We start from the raw sequence: 18,765 nt of genomic DNA on the forward strand, positions 1-18,765 counted from the left end.
TTATCGTCTGCGCCACCACAACATTCCCATCAGTAGCATCCCCGGCAACCACACCCACATCAATTCGGAAATAATCACCTGATGCCCGTACGCTGTGGTGTAACGAGACAATGCAAACGGCGCGACTTTAATCACCTGCCAGGGAGCGAAAAAGCGTTCATCTGACCACGGCCACAGCCAGCCAACGCCCTTACCGCCAGTGGTTACCGAATCCAGTAAGCTGTGCGATAGCAACGAGACGGTTAAAAACAGCCAGCAGCGAATCAGCCCAGCCCTGAACCATCGACGTCCAATCAGCACACATAAGAGCGGGACAACAAACGCAAACACCAGCGAATGGGTAAAACCGCGATGACCAAAAACATTGCCGTAAGCAACGCCAAATTTAAACGACAATACGTCGGCATCGGGCAGCATCGCCAGGATGATTCCGGCAAATAACAGACCTTTCGAACCCAACCCTAAACCAATGCAAAGGGGAACGGCGGCGTGCGTAATAACGGTTGGCATGATGGTCGCTTCGGCAAAATGTCGATGCTATCAGCATGGATGAACGGGGCGTAGAGGGCAAAAGTCTGAAAAGAGAACCGGCCTGTTGATACAGGCCGGGAAAGGGATCAGGCAACAACCTGTACGCTGTGTCCTGCAAAACTCACTGTCTGACCGGCGACGATTTTGCAGCGTTTGCGCGTTTCAACCGCACCGTCGACTTTCACCTGGCCTTCGGCAATCGCGATTTTCGCCTGCGCGCCGCTTTCGCTCCAGCCTTCCAGTTTCAGCAAGTCGCACAGCTCAACGTGCGGATGTTTACCTAAAGAAAATGTCGCCATGTTACTCACCCTGTGGATCATGATATTCAACGCACGCCTGTAGCGTGTTTTCAATCAGCGTGGCAACCGTCATCGGGCCAACGCCGCCGGGAACAGGCGTAATGTATGAGGCGCGTTTAGCCGCGTCTTCAAACACGACGTCGCCCACAACTTTGCCATTTTCCAGACGGTTGATGCCGACATCAATCACAATTGCGCCTTCTTTGATCCAGTCACCGGGAATAAAGCCTGGCTTGCCAACGGCAACGATCAACAGATCGGCATTTTCTACGTGATGACGCAGATTTTTAGTGAAGCGGTGAGTCACGGTGGTGGTGCAACCTGCGAGCAACAGTTCCATGCTCATTGGGCGACCGACGATATTCGATGCGCCAATCACCACGGCGTTGAGGCCGAAGGTATCAATGTTGTAACGCTCAAGCAGCGTGACGATACCGCGCGGGGTGCAGGGACGCAGACGCGGCGCGCGCTGGCACAGACGACCGACGTTGTAAGGATGGAAACCGTCCACGTCTTTGTCCGGATGAATACGTTCCAGCACTTTGACGTTATCAATACCCGCCGGTAACGGCAGTTGAACCAGAATGCCATCGATGGTGTTGTCGGCATTCAGCGCATCGATAAGCTCCAGCAGCTCCGCTTCGCTGGTGGTTTCCGGGAGGTCATAAGAGCGGGAGACGAACCCGACTTCTTCACAAGCCTTGCGTTTGCTTGCGACATAAATTTGCGATGCAGGGTTACTACCCACCAGCACAACGGCCAGTCCTGGTGCCCGCAGTCCGGCTGCAATACGAGCCTGAACTTTTTGAGCAACTTCAGAGCGCACCTGCTGCGCAATCGTTTTACCGTCAATAATCTTTGCTGCCATCAGAGAGAGGATTCCATCTGTTACGTAGGTCGAAGGGGATGCGTCTATTTTGTCAGAAGCGGGGCGCGCTGTCAGGTTTCGTTTCAGATTTATCGCGTGAAGCGACCTCTTGCGAAGGTTAGGCGCACCGTCGCTGAGGTCGCTGAGATTGAAAGCTTCATTTTTCGTACATGATGGCGTTGTAAATCTGGAACTGATTTATTTCCTTGTTTAAGGATTAAGATAATTTAAGAAATACCTGACAATATAAAAAGAATTTTCAGCCTGGTAATTTACCGCTTCAGGTCTATATTTGTGGTGAATATATTTTGCGCGGAAGTATTCATCTAACGGGGCTCTCTATTTTTTAGAATAGAGTGCATATTTTCAATTAAGACATTCTTAGAGGATAAAAAGGAATTTTACTACTATCAGTGTCTTAAATAAAGTAATCGGTTATATACGGATGTGGAGTCGATAAATGAGATTGAAGGAATATATATGAAATTAAGATTTATTTCGTCTGCGCTGGCTGCCGCACTATTCGCCGCTACGGGTAGTTATGCTGCCGTTGTAGATGGCGGTACAATTCACTTTGAAGGCGAACTGGTGAATGCTGCCTGTTCAGTGAATACTGACTCGGCAGACCAGGTTGTCACACTCGGTCAATATCGTACCGATATTTTCAATGCTGTTGGTAATACCTCTGCATTAATTCCATTCACCATTCAGTTGAACGACTGCGATCCTGTTGTTGCCGCTAATGCTGCCGTTGCATTTTCTGGTCAGGCTGATGCAATCAATGATAATTTATTGGCCATTGTATCCAGTACAAATACAACAACAGCAACGGGTGTCGGTATTGAAATACTTGATAATACATCCGCAATTCTCAAACCTGATGGGAATAGCTTCTCAACCAACCAGAACTTGATCCCCGGGACCAACGTTCTTCATTTTTCTGCACGTTATAAAGGCACCGGTACAAGTGCATCAGCAGGGCAAGCAAATGCTGACGCGACTTTTATTATGAGATACGAATAATCAAAACCACGTTGTTTTGAATTATATATCACGTCTTATAACAAAGTAATGTACCGGTTGTCTGAAGCGGTATGGTGGCAATGTAAATCGAAACCACGTTCACTTTGTATCATGCCGCTTTATTAAATGAAAAGGGAATGATGTGTTGTAAGAAGCCAAAGCAATCATTTCTTTATACTCCTTATTTTTGCCGTCAGGAATACACAAGGCGTATTAACTATGATGACTAAAATAAAGTTATTGATGCTCATGATATTTTATTTAATCATTTCGGCCAGCGCCCATGCTGCCGGAGGGATCGCATTAGGTGCCACGCGTATTATTTATCCCGCTGATGCTAAACAGACTGCGGTATGGATTAAAAATAGCCATACCAATGAGCTCTTTCTGGTCAATTCGTGGATTGAAAACAGCAGCGGTGTAAAAGAAAAGTCATTCATCATTACACCGCCACTATTTGTTAGTGAACCCAAAAGCGAAAATACTTTGCGTATTATTTACACCGGTCCACCGCTGGCGGCAGATCGTGAGTCTCTGTTCTGGATGAATGTTAAGACGATCCCTTCGGTAGATAAAAATGCATTGAACGGCAGGAATGTTTTGCAACTGGCGATTTTATCGCGCATGAAATTATTTCTCCGTCCAATTCAATTACAAGAATTACCCGCAGAAGCGCCGGACACACTCAAGTTTTCGCGATCCGGTAACTATATCAATGTTCATAATCCATCACCTTTTTATGTCACCCTCGTTAACCTGCAAGTGGGCAGCCAAAAGTTGGGGAATGCTATGGCGGCACCCAGAGTTAGTTCACAAATTCCCTTACCCTCAGGAGTGCAGGGAAAGCTGAAATTTCAGACCGTTAATGATTATGGTTCAGTAACCCCGGTCAGAGAAGTGAACTTAAACTAACCGAATCATCTGACAATATCAGAGCTAATTATGAAAATACCCACTACTACGGATATTCCGCAGAGGTATACCTGGTGTCTGGCCGGAATTTGTTATTCATCTCTTGCCATTTTACCCTCCTTTTTAAGCTATGCGGAAAGTTATTTCAACCCGGCATTTTTATTAGAGAATGGCACATCCGTTGCTGATTTATCGCGCTTTGAGAGAGGTAATCATCAACCTGCGGGCGTGTATCGGGTGGATCTCTGGCGTAATGATGAGTTCATTGGTTCACAGGATATCGTATTTGAATCGACAACAGAAAATACAGGTGATAAATCAGGTGGGTTAATGCCCTGTTTTAACCAGGTACTCCTTGAACGAATTGGCCTTAATAGCAGTGCATTTCCCGAGTTAGCCCAGCAGCAAAACAATAAATGCATCAATTTACTGAAAGCTGTACCTGATGCCACAATTAACTTTGATTTTGCAGCGATGCGCCTGAACATCACTATTCCTCAGATAGCGTTGTTGAGTAGCGCTCACGGGTAATGACTCCAACTTACTGATAGTGTTTTATGTTCAGATAATGCCCGATGACCTTGTCATGCAGCTCCACCGATTTTGAGAACGACAGTGACTTCCGTACCAGCCTTGCCAGATGTTGTCTCAGATTCAGATTATGTCGCTCAATGCGCTGAGTGTAACGCTTGCTGATAACGTGCAGCTTTCCCTTCAGGCGTGATTCATACAGCGGCCAGCCATCCGTCATCCATACCACGACCTCAAAGGCCGACAGCAGGCTCAGAAGACGCTCCAGTGTGGCCAGAGTGCGTTCACCGAAGACGTGCGCCACAACCGTCCTCCGTATCCTGTCATACGCGTAAAACAGCCAGCGCTGACGTGATTTAGCACCGACGTAGCCCCAATGTTCGTCCATTTCAGCGCAGACAATCACATCACTGCCCGGTTGTATGCGCGAGGTTACCGACTGCGGCCTGAGTTTTTTAAGTGACGTAAAACCGTGTTGAGGCCAACGCCCATAATGCGTGCACTGGCGCGACATCCGACGCCATTCATGGCCATATCAATGATTTTCTGGTGCGTACCGGGCTGAGAGGCGGTGTAAGTGAACTGTAGTTGCCATGTTTTACGGCAATGAGAGCAGAGATAGCGCTGATGTCCGGCAGTGCTTTTGCCGTTACGCACCACGCCTTCAGTAGCGGAGCAGGAAGGACATCTGATGGAAATGGAAGCCACGCAAGCACCTTAAAATCACCATCATACACTAAATCAGTAAGTTGGCAGCATTACCCTTTTCAGGAAGGTAAAACCGTCTGTTCCGGGCAAGTCTATATCCATAATGATTAAATCAACAGGACGGGTTCGGAGATAATCGATGGTTATGCGGTAATCATCCGTTTTCAGGACAATCTGCAATTCACTGTTTTTTTGCAACAGAACTTCAATAGACATTCTGATGATAGGATGAGTATCCATAATGATCACCGACGTTGGTTTCATAGTTACCAGTCTCATAGGAGCGGACAATTTTCCGTTAGGGCGGTAAATTGTACTTTGATACATGAAAATACGGGTTTTCTTGATTCAGACGCGCAGCGGTGTGCGTTTGTTTGCCGCTATAGCGAAATAAATCAGAAAATCAGACGCGGTCGTTCACTTGTTCAGCAACCAGATCAAAAGCCATTGACTCAGCAAGGGTTGACCGTATAATTCACGCGATTACACCGCATTGCGGTATCAACGCGCCCTTAGCTCAGTTGGATAGAGCAACGACCTTCTAAGTCGTGGGCCGCAGGTTCGAATCCTGCAGGGCGCGCCATTTCTTCTTCATTTATGCCCGTCTTATCCGTTTCCGCTTTGCCCTTCACCACATCACTTTTTGTCGCTGTTTGGCGAGATAATTCAACGGTGTCAGGCTGTAAAACGCCTTAAAAACAGAGATAAAGTACGACGTGCTGCTATAGCCACATAATTGCGCCACCTGAGTGATATTTTTGTTATCCATCAATAACATCTGTACGGCGTAACGCATACGACACTCTGTGACAATCTGGCTATAGCTGGTATTTTCGTTTTTTAATTTCTTTTTGAGCAGGCTGGGGCTTAAACATAGCGAACTGGCGACAATTCGCAGATTCCAGTAATGCTGAATATCGCTTTGAATAATGCGGCAGACGCTGTCGCGGACGCTGCTGCGTAAGATATACATCAGTAGGGCAATAAACCGCGATTGCTCAAGAAAGTTAGACAATACGGTAAAAAGTAATGCGCGCGTCAACTCCGCTTCGCAGGGTTTGCTGGATTGCTGCTTGCTGTGGTTGGTGGCTAGCCGGAACACTTCCGGTGTACGGCTATGACAAGCGATAACCGGGGTTGCTAGCCGCGACCAGGGCTTTACACAGGTTAATTTCTTATTTAAAAACAACAGATAATCGTTGATGATGTTACGGTTGATGTGGGTGATTAATACGTGATTTAACGTTGAGAGTTCAATGACGTTATTGTTGCACGCGAAGGCGGCCAGGTAGTTTTTCGGAAGGGTAAACGTAGCATGGTTATTGACGCTTACCTCTACCTCTTTTTCGGTCAGGATCACCACGCAAGGTTCACTGCTGCTCAATTGCATTTCGCACTCCTCAGATATCAGAAACTCCGCTCAAAGGATCTATGCTTCCTGCATGAGTGATCGGCCCGTTCGCCGATAACGATCTTCTTTCTTTAGCATGCTTTTTAGTAATTAATCTTGATGGAATTCTGACGAGAGCGAAAGAGGTAAGCCAGGTCGTACCCGACTTACCTGGAGGGGATTTAATACTCGAGAATGCCGTGCGCGACGGGCAAATAGCGCAGAGAGAAATAGAGCATGTCTTTACCGCAAGAGGAACGTTTCGCTAACAGCGAGGCAATTTCTGCGTCCGGTTTCGGTTTCGCTGTAAAGGTTTTGCCTTTGCCGGCGACAAACAGTTCATAAACAATGCCGCTTGCTGGGGCGGAGCTTTGGCAATCGGCGCTGGCCTGTAGATAACGTTCACGCTGTTCAGCGGTAAGTTTATCCACGCCGCTGCCATCCTGTACCCAGACATTAACTCCGGTTGCTTTAACTTGTTCCAGCAGTTGGCGATAGCCATCGGGCGACATGTTTCCGGCGAAAAAACTACTGATATAAACCGGTTTTGCTGAAACATCGCTAATCAGCCGCTGCGCGTTGTTTAACCATGTTAGCAAAGGTTGACGGGCGGCTTCGCTGCGCCAGTTCAGGTCGTCAATTTCCGCGCTGATGTACCAGCCATCCGGCGTTATGCCAGGCGCGGCGCTCCATAATCTGGCTTGCTGGAGATCGGCAGCCAGCAGGCGATTAAGATAGCTTTCCAGCGCTGCAGGCGACTGTTTCTGGTGCATAAAAAATTCCGGATCGGCGTTCAGCCCGACAATCAGCTTCAGGCCAGTCTGTTGCGCAGCTGCGGCACGCTTAAACAATAACGTGCGCTGTTCTGGCTGGGTAAATGCATCGCCGTAACGGGTCCATTGCAAAACCAGGGTATCGAAGCCTTGAAAACGTAACTGACTCATCAGCCCCTGCCACTGGGTATCGGTAACCTGACTATCTCGGTTTTGTGGTTGCCAGATAATACCTTTCATCGCAAAGGAAAAAGGGCTGACCAAAAGCAGTGTCAGCAATACGAAAATGAACTTACGCATTTACCAGTGCACTCCAATGGTGAGAAACGCGTTGTTGCGCTCTCCGTTACGTTGATTAATCGCCTTAAAGGTATGTTGATACTCGACGCCGAGACTGACTTTGTGCGGCCAGGCGTCGTAGTGCGTCTCGCCGGTCCAAATATTCCAGCGGACCCCGACACCGCCAAGCTGCGCGCCCTGAGTGCCTTTATCACGATAGCCGTTGTCCTGAACGTGAGCGTAAGGCTCAATAGTCTGTCCGTTAGCTACCTTCTGATGCCAGCTGACGCGATAATCTGCCGTCCACGCCTGAATATCCTGGCGGATATATTGCGCCGCATCGAGGTACAGGTTTTGGGCAAACCAGCCTGAACCGTTCGGGTGCCATTCGTCGCTGTATTTGCCGCCATTAAAGAATGAGGCGCTGGCGCGCAGCATGGTATCGGATGCGCCATTTTGCCCGTTCAGCGGCAACTGCTGTTCGACGGCGAGGAAAAAGATCTGATCGCGCAGCGGCTTCCAGCGCAGACCGGTGCCGGACATCGGATTTTTCACCGGCATCATCACCCCGTTTTCTCCGGTATCGGCAAAGACGCGGCTATAAACTGAGAGCAGGTCGCCTTCCAGCAGCATATTGCGTCCGATGCGGTACTCGGCTTCCAGTTGTCCGTAGCTACGATAGCTTTTCCCAGGCGCTGCACCGCCGACATTATTGTTAGCGGTACTCATTGCGCCGGAACGCAAGCCGATGGAAGAATCGAAACTGAACGTCCAGCGGCGACCGACCTCCTCATGCAAACGGCGGAAATTGAAGCGTTGCTGATTTTGCTCTGGGGTCAGTGGGGTTATGCCTGATTATCAATGTCATCAATCACGAGCCGGGCGTAGTGCTGCGTCGCAGGCATGTCATCCAGACGCTGGTTCACGTAGGCCAGTTGTCGGATCAGTGCCGGATCGTCCGGAAGCCCTTTATGCGCCTGTTCGAGCATTTCCCGCGACTGTGCGATATCACCGCTATCCCACAAGGCGTAACCAAGCGCTGCCTGGGTGTTGCTATTATTTGGTTCCAGTTCCAGCGCGGCGCGCAAATCACTCACCGCGGCCGGAACATTATGACGTTGGCGATAAATTGTCGCCCGCGCAACGTAAGAGTTGGCAGAAGGGGCAATATTGATTGAGCGCGTGAGATCGTTCAGTGCGAGTTCTGGCTGAGCTGGGATATAACGTCGCGCATGCAGCCACCAGTATTGAGCATTGTTTCCCAGCTCACGTTGTTCTGCCTGTTGAAGCCAGCGATCGCGAGCTGCGCCATTTCCCGCTGCCTGAGCGGTGTTGGCGGCGGCGAGCAGATCATCATTGCTCATGTCGTGAAGACTGATTTTCTGCCAGGCCGCCAGTGCGGTGGCGTAGTCCTCAACCTGATACGCCTGATAGGCTACCGCACGATGTTGCCAGGCGCTCGGTTGTCGTTGTTCGGCCTGAAGCCATGCATACAACGCCACACCGGGTAGCGTGTCCCGATAACACTTTGCCAGACGGTTCCAGGCGGCAGCATCGTAGGAAGGCGACATATCGCCCAGCAAGCGAACTATTGCCGGGCAATTATCTGCAATACCCGGCAACTGACTTTGCCACTGACGTTGCTCCGCCAGCGGTAAGGGTTTCGATAAAATCGCCACCTTCGCCGGCGTTGCTAGGTAAGGATGACTTTCCAGCAGAGACGCCAGTCGCGCCATTAAAGTCTGGCTGACACGCGCATCGCCCTGGAAAGGATAGCGTTGCAGCAATAAATCGGCAGCTTCGCGTGACTGCTCGTTCTGCATCAGTTGCCAGGTCAGTTGATCCAGGCGGGGAAGATTTGTCGGTTCTTGCTGATACAGCAATCGTGCCAGACGCAGAGATTCAGCCTTGTTACGGGTCGCCACGCTGACAGCATAACGCTCCTCAAGCATTTCATTGGCGGGGAGGGTGGCGAGCAGTTTTTGCGCTGCGTCGTACTGACCTTCTTTTAACAGCACCGGTAGCGTCGCGCCAACAACATACTGGCGGTTATCGGCAAACTGCACCGTATAATTCGCCAATGCCTGAACGGGGTTGGCGCTGTATTTAGATAACAGATAGAGCCAACTTTTCTCTTGTGCGCCCGTGGTAAACAGCGGCTTATTTTCAATGAGATAATGCTGGAGGCGTGCTTTTTCGCCACGATAAGCCAGCGCGGTCGCGTAAGTAATATATGACTGAGGATCGGTGAAGATCCCCTGTGATTGCAGTGCCAGGATCCGATCGTCCAGCTGCCCGGCAAGAAGCACGTCAAACCACTGACGGCGTTCTGCCGCGCTTAATGTGTTCTGCTGGCGTGCTTCATTGTATAGCGTATCTGCCTGGGATCATTGTTTCAGGTAGATTGCCCGTTGCAGCAGATCGGTTCGCAGCGTTTTTCCTTCCGGCGATGCAGCAAACGTCGCATCGTTCAGTTGCGCTCTGGCGACAGGTAATTGTGCCAGCCGCAGGGCATTCTGCCCGACTTCACTGCGACAACGCAGGGTCGGCGCAGCGTCGCCCGCTTTTTGCTGGGCAAGCAGTTCTTCAACAGTCGTAACGCTTTTCACTTCAACTGGAATAGCCGCCAGACTGCGCTCAAGTCGGGCATCTCCTGGGTGACGTTTCAGTTGATCCTCAAGCAACAGCCGCGCCCGGTCATCATGACCAAAATGACGATAGGCTTCCGCAAGGTATAAAGTCAGCGGAATATTATCCGGCACCTGTTGGTGTATATATTCAAATTCGCGGATGGCGGTTGCTTCGTCGTTATTTTTCTGTGCCTTCAGCGCCTTATCGAGACGGGGATAAATAACAAAATGGCGATAATCGCTCAGCCCCAGCTCTTCTGCGCTGGTGCCGATATTGTCTGCGAGTGCGCTGGTACTCAATAAAGACGTCAGCAGTAAACCAGACCATCCGATGACGCGATTAAGGTTATTCTCCTTCATTTTCGGACTCCAGTTGCGCAACCTGTTCTGTGTTTAAACCTGCTTTGAGTAATAGTGATTGCATCGAAACTTGTAATTCGCGTTGAATTGTCAGGACGCGATCCAACGTTTCCTGGCTGATAACGCCTTCGGTGACCAAAAACTTGCCGAGCGGCAGAGAACTGCGTTCATGGCGCAATAACAACACGTTAATTGCTGAACGATTAATATGACCGAGCGTGGTCAGTATTTCGGCGAACAGGAACTGATGCGGCACATATTGCCGCCAGATTTCACCGGTCTGCTGTTCCGTGAGCCACTGATGCTGAACCGCATTGTACAACATTGCCCGCGGATCGTGACCGCGTCGGCGTGCATACCAGTGGCGTAACCCTGTGACAATTTGTCCCCGCAGAACAATGACGTAACGCACTTTGCGTCCGACTTTACGCGTCAGGGCCGCCAGCGAAACCGGGTCAATACCATCTTCACTGCCGACAATTAACTCATCATTTTCCAGACGCAGCGGCAGTACTGCATAATGCAGCGCTACGGAGGCTGGCATTTCGGCAATCAGCGAGGACGGGATCTGCCAGGCATCGATGGATTCCCACGCCACGCCGTTTTGCTCTGCCAGCGCCTGTGCCAGCTGCTCGGCGCTAATCAGCCCCTGCATCAGCATTGAACCGCCCAGGCGTAGACCTTCGACGCGATTACGCAGTGCTGTATCGAGTTGTTCTTCAGTGATGACCTGATTTTCCAGCAGAATTTGACCTAACGGGCGCAACGAGCGGGTATCGCCAGTGACGCTGGGGAAGTCATGCGTTGTTTTATCCCACGCGACGCGACGCGGATCGCCGTGCTGAAGAACCTGTTTCAGCACGCGCCAGTTAGCCATAAAGTTAATCAGGTTGCCCCAGAAAAGACGCAGGACGGAAAGCAGGCCCTGCGTGAGGCCGTAGTAGCCAGTGACGAAAATCACTCGCTGCACGATGCGGTTAACCATCAAGCCAAAGTTTAGCCACAGCAGGGTCATTAACCATGCGCTGCCGCTAAAAATAGAAAGGAAATGCCAGGCATCGGGCCACAAACTTTCATACGCCAGCAACAGCAAAAGCTGGATCATCACCAGCATCGCGAGGAAGCTGACAAAGTTACTGATTGCCCCTTTGCGGTCGCGCCAGAGAAAGTAGTTCAGCGTCAGGCTGGAGGTCCATTTATGGGTTTTAAAGCCCTGGAAAACAATGCCGATGATCCAGCGAGATTTTTGTCGAACCGCAGTCGAAAAGGTATCGGGGAAATATTCGCGCACGCAGATCATGTTTGACGTCCGTGCGTGCTGTAAAAATTTACGCTGCTCGCGTTCTTTGGCTTCGTCCACCACCGGAAAACGGACAAAAATTTCCGTCATACCTTTTTCTTTCAGGCGGAAGCCAATGTCGTAATCTTCAGTAAGACTCTGCACGTCGAAAGCAATACCGTTACCGTCAGCTAACAGTGCGGTCACGGCGCGGCGGCTGAAACAGGTGCCGACGCCTGCGCTGGGCACTTGTCCGGCGAGGGCTTCACGCACCGGAACATCTTTGCCATGCAGTTCTGAAAACTCATCAATGTAAGTCATGCTGGTGAAGTGCGTCCATTCGCGTTCAAACGGATACACTGGGATCTGAATCAGATCTTTACGCTCGACCAGATAGTTGAACAGACGCAATTCCATCGGTGAAATCACATCTTCGGCGTCATGCAGAATAAAACCAGCAAAAGCGAAATTGGCGCTACGTTCAAACTGGGTGATGGCGTCCAGCACGTTGTTCAGGCAGTCGGCTTTGCTGGTGGGACCAGGACGCGCGCAGACTACCTTATGCACGTTCGGAAAGCGAGCGCACACTTCGTCAACATCACGTTGAGTATCGGGGTCGTTGGGGTAGGTGCCAACAAAGATATGATAGTTTTCGTAGTCGAGCGTGGTCGCCGCCAGCTCGGCCATATTGCCGATGACGCCCGTTTCATTCCACGCCGGAACCATAATCGCTAACGGTTTTTCATCTGGTTTATACAGTTCGCGGTAACTCATTCGCGGGTAGCGGCGATAAACACTCAACTTGCGTTTAATGCGGCGTACCCAGTAGACGACATCAATAAAAAAATCGTCCAGCCCGCTGATGAACATGATGACCGCTAACGTTATCGCGATTACTTTTAAGCCGTAGAGCCAGGTAGCAAAAACATCAAGAAGCCAGTCCACACAAAAACCTTACATTAACGCTGGTTATGTTTAGGGTGGCGTATATTAAGGTTTTTTATGAATTGTGACAGCTTTTTACCATTAATATGTATGACTATTGCGGCACGTTATTTTTACACTGGTTATAAAAGTTGCCGTTTGCTGAATAATTAAGCGGGTAATGTGATAACAAACCTTGTCCCCCGCGCATCTGACGTTACCGCAACCGTGCCTTTATGCGCGACAACAATCGATTTCACTATCGCCAGCCCAATACCGCTACCTTCACCTTTTCGCTGGCGGGAGGGGTCAACGCGATAGAAACGGTCAAACAATCGCGGTAAGTGCTCGGGCGCAATGGGCGTACCGGGGTTTTCGACGGAAACTTGCACCTGGTGATCGACCGTCTGACAGCGTACTACAATTGTCTCTCTGGTTGGCGTATAACGAAGGGCATTAGAAAGCAGGTTGCTTAGCGCCCGACGCAGCATCAACGGATCGCCCGCAACCTGACGTTTGTCGCCAACAAACCGCAACTCCACGCCGCGATCTTCCGCTAGCGCCTCGAAAAAATCGAACACTTTGCCGACTTCATCCGCCAGGTTGAGCATTTTCTTTTCGGGGATTAGCTGGTTGTTATCGGCCTGAGCGAGAAACAGCATATCGCTGACCATTTTCGCCATTCGCGTCAGCTCTTCGAGATTAGAGTAGAGCACATCTTCCAGCTCCTTCTGGCTGCGCGACTGGCTGAGGGCGATTTCCGTTTGCGTAATGAGATTAGTAATTGGTGTGCGAATTTCGTGGGCGATATCCGCTGAGAAATTGGACTGGCGAGTAAAGACATCCTCAATACGCTCGATCATATGGTTGAACGACAGTACCAGCTGTTCCAGCTCAATCGGCACGGTCTGCGGGTCAAGGCGAACGTCGAGATCTTTCGAGGTGATATTCTGGATTTGACGGCTGACGCTGCGGATCGGCGCGTGACCTTTATGTACCGCCAACAGCACGATAAAGACGATCAGGATGCTGATTACCGATGCGGTCATAATAAGTTTATTCATCAAATCATTTATGTAATGAAGATGAAAATCGATCGACAGCGCGATGTAGAGCGTATAAATCGGTTTGCCGTCCACCAACGGGCCAACCGGCAAGTTAATCATCCGCCAGTTGCTGTGTTCCATATGCCCGTGACCGTGGCCTGGCATCATAATCGTCGGGCCGGAAAGGAGATACACCTCGCCACCCCGCGCGTCTTTATCGGGTATGGCATCACGTGCAAACTCGCGGATATCAGGCGCACCGGGGGAGTGATACACCGTTTTGCCGTGGCTATCTGCCAGGGAAATCAACACGTTGGAATAACCACTGACGATATCTTCCAGCGTCATTAAGCGTCGGGCTTGCGTTTCGTCAGGGTGATTTAGTACCCGTTCAAGGGTGGCGCTAATCTCTTTTAAATCATTAATGTCCTGCTCGGCAAAATGCACTTTTACTGAGTGGATTATGATCCATGCAAAGGCGAAAAACGCCGCGATGGTGGCCAGGCTGATAAAAAAGGTCAGGCGGGTTGCCAGCGAAAACGGGCGCTGAAATGGCTTACTGACCATCCGGCACCTCAAGCATGTAACCCACGCCGCGCACGGTTTGAATCAGCTTCGGCTCAAAGTCGTTGTCGATTTTGCCGCGTAGCAGCTTCACCGCCACATCAATGGCGTTAGTGTCGCTGTCGAAATTCATGTCCCATACCTGCGAGGCGATAAGCGAGCGGGGCAGCACTTCGCCCTGATGGCGGAGAAAAAACTCCAGCAGAGTAAATTCTTTACTGGTCAGAGTGATGCGCGTGCCGCTGCGGGTGACTTTGCGGCTGACGAGATCGACCATCAGATCGGCAACCTGAAACTGACTTTCGATAATCACCGCCGCCCCGCGCCGCAGGAGAGTGCGCACCCGCGCCAGCAGTTCAGCAAAAGCGAACGGTTTCACCAGGTAGTCATCTGCCCCCAACTCCAGCCCCTTGACGCGATGTTCAATGGTGCCAAGCGCGGTAAGCAACAGAATCGGCATCCCTTTATTGGCGGAGCGCAACATGCGCACGATATCCCAGCCGTTCACGTCTGGCAGCATAATATCGAGGATTATCAGGTCATAATCACCGGTCATCGCCAGATGGTAGCCATTCAGCCCGTTGTCGGCCAAATCGACCACAAAACCGGCTTCGGTTAACCCTTTGGTCAAGTATTCTCCGGTTTTCTTTTCATCTTCGACAATCAACAGTTTCATATTTCCTCCGCATGTTGCCCGGGCAATTCTAGAGTAGCGGGATCAGATGGCAATCGCTTATTGGCAAAATGACAATTTTGTCATTTTCCTGTCACCGGAAAATCAGAGCCTGGCGAGTAAAGTTGGCGACATAAAATCACCAGAAATTATGAGCCTATGTCTCCTTGTAAACTTCTGCCATTTTGTGTGGCCCTTGCGCTAACTGGTTGTTCACTGGCACCGGATTATCAGCGTCCGGTAATGCCCGTACCGCAGCAGTTCTCACTCAGCCAGAACGGCCTGGTTAACGCAGCGGATAACTACCAGAACGTGGGCTGGCGCACCTTTTTTGTTGATAATCAGGTGAAGACGCTGATTAGCGAGGCGCTGGTGAATAACCGGGATTTGCGCATGGCGACGCTGAAAGTGCAGGAGGCACGGGCGCAATATCGTCTGACCGATGCCGACCGCTACCCACAGCTCAATGGCGAGGGCAGCGGCAGCTGGAGCGGCAATCTTAAAGGCGATTCAGCCACGACGCGGGAGTTCTCGACTGGCCTTAACGCCAGCTTTGATCTCGATTTTTTCGGTCGCTTAAAGAACATGAGCGAAGCCGAGCGCCAAAATTATTTAGCCACTGAGGAAGCCCAGCGCGCGGTGCATATTTTGCTGGTTTCTAATGTCGCGCAAAGCTATTTCAATCAGCAGCTGGCGTATGCGCAATTGCAAATAGCCGAAGAAACGCTGCGTAATTATCAGCAGTCATATGCGTTTGTCGAAAAACAACTGTTGACCGGTAGCAGCAATGTTCTGGCGCTGGAACAGGCTCGCGGGGTGATAGAAAGTACCCGCAGTGACATCGCTAAACGTCAGGGGGAACTGGCGCAGGCGAATAATGCATTGCAACTGTTATTGGGAAGCTACGGCAAGCTACCGCAAGCGCAGACAGTAAACAGCGGCAGCCTGCAAAGCGTTAAATTACCGGCGGGCTTGTCGTCGCAAATCTTATTGCAGCGCCCGGATATTATGGAAGCTGAACACGCGTTAATGGCGTCTAATGCTAATATTGGTGCTGCGCGTGCGGCATTTTTCCCGTCTATCAGCCTGACCAGCGGAATATCAACCGCCAGCAGCGATCTGTCGTCATTATTTAACGCTAGCAGCGGGATGTGGAATTTTATTCCTAAAATTGAGATCCCCATTTTTAATGCCGGACGCAACCAGGCCAATCTGGATATCGCCGAAATTCGCCAGCAGCAGTCGGTGGTGAATTATGAACAGAAAATCCAGAACGCCTTTAAAGAGGTGGCAGATGCGCTGGCATTACGTCAAAGCCTGGACGATCAAATCAGCGCCCAGCAGCGTTATCTGGCGTCGCTGCAAATTACCCTGCAACGGGCGCGGGCATTATATCAGCACGGCGCGGTAAGTTATCTGGAAGTGCTGGATGCCGAGCGTTCTTTATTTGCAACCCGACAAACTTTACTTGACCTGAATTATGCCCGTCAGGTTAACGAAATTTATTTGTATACCGCCTTAGGGGGCGGTTGGCAGCAATAATTTTTAACTCCAGGAGAGAATAAATGAAAAAAGCACTGCAAGTCGCAATGTTCAGTCTGTTTACCGTTATTGGCTTTAATGCCCAGGCTAACGAACATCATCATGAAACCATGAGCGAAGCACAACCACAGGTCATTAGTGCCACCGGTGTGGTAAAAGGTGTTGATCTGGAAAGCAAAAAAATCACCATCCATCACGATCCGATTGCTGCCGTCAACTGGCCGGAGATGACCATGCGCTTTACCATCACCCCGCAGACGAAAATGAGTGAAATTAAAACCGGCGACAAAGTGGCGTTTAATTTTGTCCAGCAGGGCAACCTTTCTTTATTACAGGATATTAAAGTCAGCCAGTAACCCAGGTTTAATGAGATGAAAAAAATCGCGCTTATTATCGGCAGCATGATCGCGGGCGGTATTATTTCAGCGGCAGGTTTTACCTGGTTTGACCAGGCGGAACCGCACGCAGAAAAAATGCCGACCGCAGAACGTAAAATCTTATTCTGGTACGACCCGATGTATCCCAATACGCGGTTCGATAAACCAGGTAAATCGCCGTTTATGGATATGGATCTGGTGCCGAAATATGCCGATGAAGAGAGTTCTGCGTCTGGTGTGCGCATTGACCCGACTCAGACGCAGAATCTGGGGGTGAAAACGGCTACCGTCACGCGCGGGCCGCTGACTTTTGCCCAGAGTTTCCCGACGAATGTCAGTTACAACGAGTATCAGTATGCCATTGTGCAGGCTCGCGCTGCCGGGTTTATCGACAAGGTGTATCCGCTTACCGTGGGCGATAAAGTACAAAAGGGCACACCGCTTCTCGACCTGACCATTCCCGACTGGGTGGAAGCGCAGAGTGAGTATTTACTGTTGCGCGAAACCGGCGGTACGGCGACCCAGACTGAAGGCATTCTTGAGCGGCTGCGACTGGCGGGAATGCCGGAGGCGGATATTCGCCACCTGATCGCCACGCAAAAAATCCAGACTCGCTTTACGCTCAAAGCGCCCATTGATGGCGTGATCACCGCGTTTGATCTGCGCGCGGGAATGAATATCGCCAAAGATAACGTGGTCGCGAAAGAGGAAGGTAGGTTGCTTATCTGTGTCTGTCATTGTCTAGCATTGTCCACTGTAGTTAATTAACTGTCTGTTATAACTCGAAAAACAACCTTTTTTTCACCTGAGTATGTCTACGAACGTCAAATATAGTTGTTTACTGTGCGCTGTTGTCCATGTGATATTGTGTACCAGATGTGTACCAAACCATTATTTCTGAGCGTACCAAATATTATTTATGGCTATAAGCGACACAAAACTGCGTACTATTTATGGTAAACCATATTCTGGCCCACAAGAAGTGGCTGATGCTGATGGCCTCAGCGTACGAATTTCACCGAAGGGGGTCATCCAGTTCCAGTACCGCTATCGCTGGCATGGCAAGCCTAATCGACTTGGGCTTGGTCGATACCCATCCCTGTCTTTGAAGGATGCCAGACAGATCACTGCTGACTTGCGAAAGCTCTATTTCTCAGGAACGGATCCACGCACTTATTTTGAAGAGAAGGTGGAGAACTCCATGACGGTCGCCCAGTGTCTCGACTACTGGTTCGACAACTGAACCGCCCCGGGTTTCCTGGAGAGTGTTTTATCTGTGAACTCAGGCTGCCAGATCATCGTTTCCGATGGAAGCATAATAAGCTTTTTCTGCTTCTGCCGGAGGGATGTGGCCCAGCCTTTCCAGCAATCGTCGATTGTTATACCAGTCCACCCACGTTAGTGTGGCCAGTTCCACTTCTGCACGGTTTTTCCAGCTCTTACGGTGTATTACCTCCGCTTTGTAAAGACCATTGATGCTCTCCGCCATCGCGTTGTCATACGAGTCGCCTGTACTTCCTGTTGATGCCAGTAATCCGGCTTCCTTAAGCCGCTGTGTGTAGGCCAGCGATACATACTGAGAACCTTTATCACTGTGATGGACCGTGCCGGACGGTCGACGGGCCCATAACGCCTGCTCCAGTGCATCCAGCACGAATGTCGTTTCCATGGACGATGAGACCCGCCACCCCACGATGTATCCGGCAAACACATCAATGATGAACGCCACATAGACGAAGCCCCGCCATGTGCTGACGTAAGTAAAATCAGCCACCCACAGCTGGTCAGGTCGTTCTGCCACGAACTGACGGTTTACGCGGTCGCCTGCGGCAACGGCTTTCCGGCTGATGGTCGTACGGACCTTTTTACCCCGGAGAACACCGGCAAGTCCCATAACCGCCATGAGACGTGCCACAGTGCATCTGGCCACTCTGATACCTTCCCGTAACAACTGACGCCAGACTTTACACCGTATACCTTGTGATTTTCATCGTATACGCGCTGTATCTCTTTCTTCAGCCAGTCATCGCGCTGCGCACGGGCACTGCGTTTATCC

The 18,765-nt window shown here is 50.4% G+C and carries 16 protein-coding genes, 1 tRNA gene, 2 pseudogenes and 3 other annotated features (1 of these 22 cut by a window edge); of the genes and pseudogenes, 6 read left to right on the forward strand and 13 right to left on the reverse strand.

Annotated elements, in window-relative coordinates; all coding sequences use genetic code 11:
- The 3 genes from ybcI to folD all read right to left on the reverse strand — a co-directional run bounded on the left by ybcI (nucleotide 1) and on the right by folD (nucleotide 1,698).
- Nucleotides 1–510 carry a hypothetical protein gene (ybcI, locus tag SF0458; RefSeq protein ID NP_706405.1) on the reverse strand — a complete coding sequence of 170 codons (510 nt, stop codon included), beginning with the start codon at nucleotides 508–510 and terminating at the stop codon, nucleotides 1–3.
- Between the two features lie 107 nt (nucleotides 511–617).
- Nucleotides 618–851, reverse strand: a complete 234-nt coding sequence (gene ybcJ, locus SF0459) for a hypothetical protein (protein NP_706406.4) — start codon at nucleotides 849–851, stop codon at nucleotides 618–620.
- A complete protein-coding gene (gene folD / locus SF0460) occupies nucleotides 832–1,698 on the reverse strand; it encodes a bifunctional 5,10-methylene-tetrahydrofolate dehydrogenase/ 5,10-methylene-tetrahydrofolate cyclohydrolase (RefSeq protein NP_706407.1) in 867 nt (288 codons plus the stop codon). The genes ybcJ and folD overlap by 20 nt, the downstream gene beginning before the upstream one ends.
- A gap of 447 nt (nucleotides 1,699–2,145) precedes the next feature.
- Here folD and sfmA point away from each other — a divergent pair, with 447 nt between their 5' ends.
- The 3 genes from sfmA (at nucleotide 2,146) to SF0463 (ending at nucleotide 4,164) form a co-directional block, all read left to right on the forward strand.
- Nucleotides 2,146–2,721: a type-1 fimbrial protein subunit A gene (gene sfmA / locus SF0461; protein ID NP_706408.1), complete on the forward strand. Its 576-nt coding sequence runs from the start codon at nucleotides 2,146–2,148 to the stop codon at nucleotides 2,719–2,721.
- Nucleotides 2,722–2,940: 219 nt separating this feature from the next.
- Nucleotides 2,941–3,633, forward strand: coding sequence for a fimbrial chaperone protein FimC (sfmC, locus tag SF0462; RefSeq protein ID NP_706409.1), 693 nt, complete (start codon nucleotides 2,941–2,943; stop codon nucleotides 3,631–3,633).
- A gap of 30 nt (nucleotides 3,634–3,663) precedes the next feature.
- Nucleotides 3,664–4,164 carry a hypothetical protein gene (locus tag SF0463; protein ID NP_706410.1) on the forward strand — a complete coding sequence of 167 codons (501 nt, stop codon included), beginning with the start codon at nucleotides 3,664–3,666 and terminating at the stop codon, nucleotides 4,162–4,164.
- Nucleotides 4,160–4,927, reverse strand: a mobile genetic element. Its footprint overlaps the gene before it by 5 nt.
- Here SF0463 and insB read toward each other — a convergent pair.
- From insB to SF0466, 3 genes are all read right to left on the reverse strand, one after another.
- Nucleotides 4,175–4,570 carry an insertion element IS1 protein InsB gene (insB, locus tag SF0464; protein ID NP_706411.1) on the reverse strand — a complete coding sequence of 132 codons (396 nt, stop codon included), beginning with the start codon at nucleotides 4,568–4,570 and terminating at the stop codon, nucleotides 4,175–4,177. Its footprint overlaps the feature before it by 396 nt.
- On the reverse strand, nucleotides 4,597–4,872 hold the full coding sequence (gene insA, locus SF0465; protein NP_706412.1) for an insertion element IS1 protein InsA: 276 nt from the start codon (nucleotides 4,870–4,872) through the stop codon (nucleotides 4,597–4,599). Its footprint lies within the feature at nucleotides 4,160–4,927.
- Nucleotides 4,906–5,199 (reverse strand): hypothetical protein, encoded by a 294-nt coding sequence (locus SF0466; protein ID NP_706413.1) that lies wholly within the window; start codon nucleotides 5,197–5,199, stop codon nucleotides 4,906–4,908.
- A 179-nt stretch (nucleotides 5,200–5,378) precedes the next feature.
- On the opposite strand from SF0466, the gene SF4444 reads away from it, so the two are divergent.
- Nucleotides 5,379–5,455, forward strand: a tRNA-Arg gene (locus SF4444).
- Between the two features lie 45 nt (nucleotides 5,456–5,500).
- On the opposite strand, the gene envY is transcribed toward SF4444, so the two are convergent.
- The 6 genes and pseudogenes from envY to ylcA all read right to left on the reverse strand — a co-directional run bounded on the left by envY (nucleotide 5,501) and on the right by ylcA (nucleotide 14,793).
- Entirely contained in the window at nucleotides 5,501–6,262 is a 762-nt protein-coding gene (envY, locus tag SF0467; RefSeq protein ID NP_706414.1) for an envelope protein, read from the reverse strand.
- A 182-nt stretch (nucleotides 6,263–6,444) separates the two neighbouring features.
- Complete coding sequence (gene ybcH, locus SF0468; protein NP_706415.1) at nucleotides 6,445–7,335, reverse strand: hypothetical protein; 891 nt, start codon at nucleotides 7,333–7,335, stop codon at nucleotides 6,445–6,447.
- Nucleotides 7,336–10,304 (reverse strand) — a sequence feature ('Similar to Escherichia coli K12 bacteriophage N4 receptor, outer membrane protein gi: 1786780 (991 aa). BLAST with identity of 97% in 989 aa. This CDS contains an in-frame stop codon. The sequence has been checked and is believed to be correct.').
- Nucleotides 7,336–10,304, reverse strand: a pseudogene (gene nfrA / locus SF0469). It overlaps the preceding feature by 2,969 nt.
- Entirely contained in the window at nucleotides 10,291–12,528 is a 2,238-nt protein-coding gene (gene nfrB / locus SF0470) for a bacteriophage N4 adsorption protein B (protein ID NP_706416.1), read from the reverse strand. The pseudogene nfrA and the gene nfrB overlap by 14 nt, the downstream one beginning before the upstream one ends.
- A gap of 149 nt (nucleotides 12,529–12,677) precedes the next feature.
- On the reverse strand, nucleotides 12,678–14,120 hold the full coding sequence (gene ybcZ / locus SF0471; protein NP_706417.2) for a sensor kinase CusS: 1,443 nt from the start codon (nucleotides 14,118–14,120) through the stop codon (nucleotides 12,678–12,680).
- Nucleotides 14,110–14,793: a DNA-binding transcriptional activator CusR gene (ylcA, locus tag SF0472; protein ID NP_706418.1), complete on the reverse strand. Its 684-nt coding sequence runs from the start codon at nucleotides 14,791–14,793 to the stop codon at nucleotides 14,110–14,112. Before ylcA ends, ybcZ begins: the two co-directional genes overlap by 11 nt.
- 156 nt (nucleotides 14,794–14,949) lie before the next feature.
- Here ylcA and ylcB point away from each other — a divergent pair, with 156 nt between their 5' ends.
- Complete coding sequence (gene ylcB / locus SF0473) at nucleotides 14,950–16,332, forward strand: copper/silver efflux system outer membrane protein CusC (RefSeq protein ID NP_706419.1); 1,383 nt, start codon at nucleotides 14,950–14,952, stop codon at nucleotides 16,330–16,332.
- Nucleotides 16,333–16,355: 23 nt separating this feature from the next.
- Nucleotides 16,356–16,688 (forward strand): periplasmic copper-binding protein, encoded by a 333-nt coding sequence (ylcC, locus tag SF0474; RefSeq protein ID NP_706420.1) that lies wholly within the window; start codon nucleotides 16,356–16,358, stop codon nucleotides 16,686–16,688.
- 1,261 nt (nucleotides 16,689–17,949) lie between these two features.
- Nucleotides 17,950–18,765, reverse strand: a mobile genetic element; it runs 490 nt beyond the window's last position.
- Here ylcC and SF0476 read toward each other — a convergent pair.
- A pseudogene (locus SF0476) lies at nucleotides 17,992–18,660 on the reverse strand. It overlaps the preceding feature by 669 nt.

The sequence above is a fragment of the Shigella flexneri 2a str. 301 genome (genome assembly GCF_000006925.2).
GTDB lineage: Bacteria > Pseudomonadota > Gammaproteobacteria > Enterobacterales > Enterobacteriaceae > ECMA0423.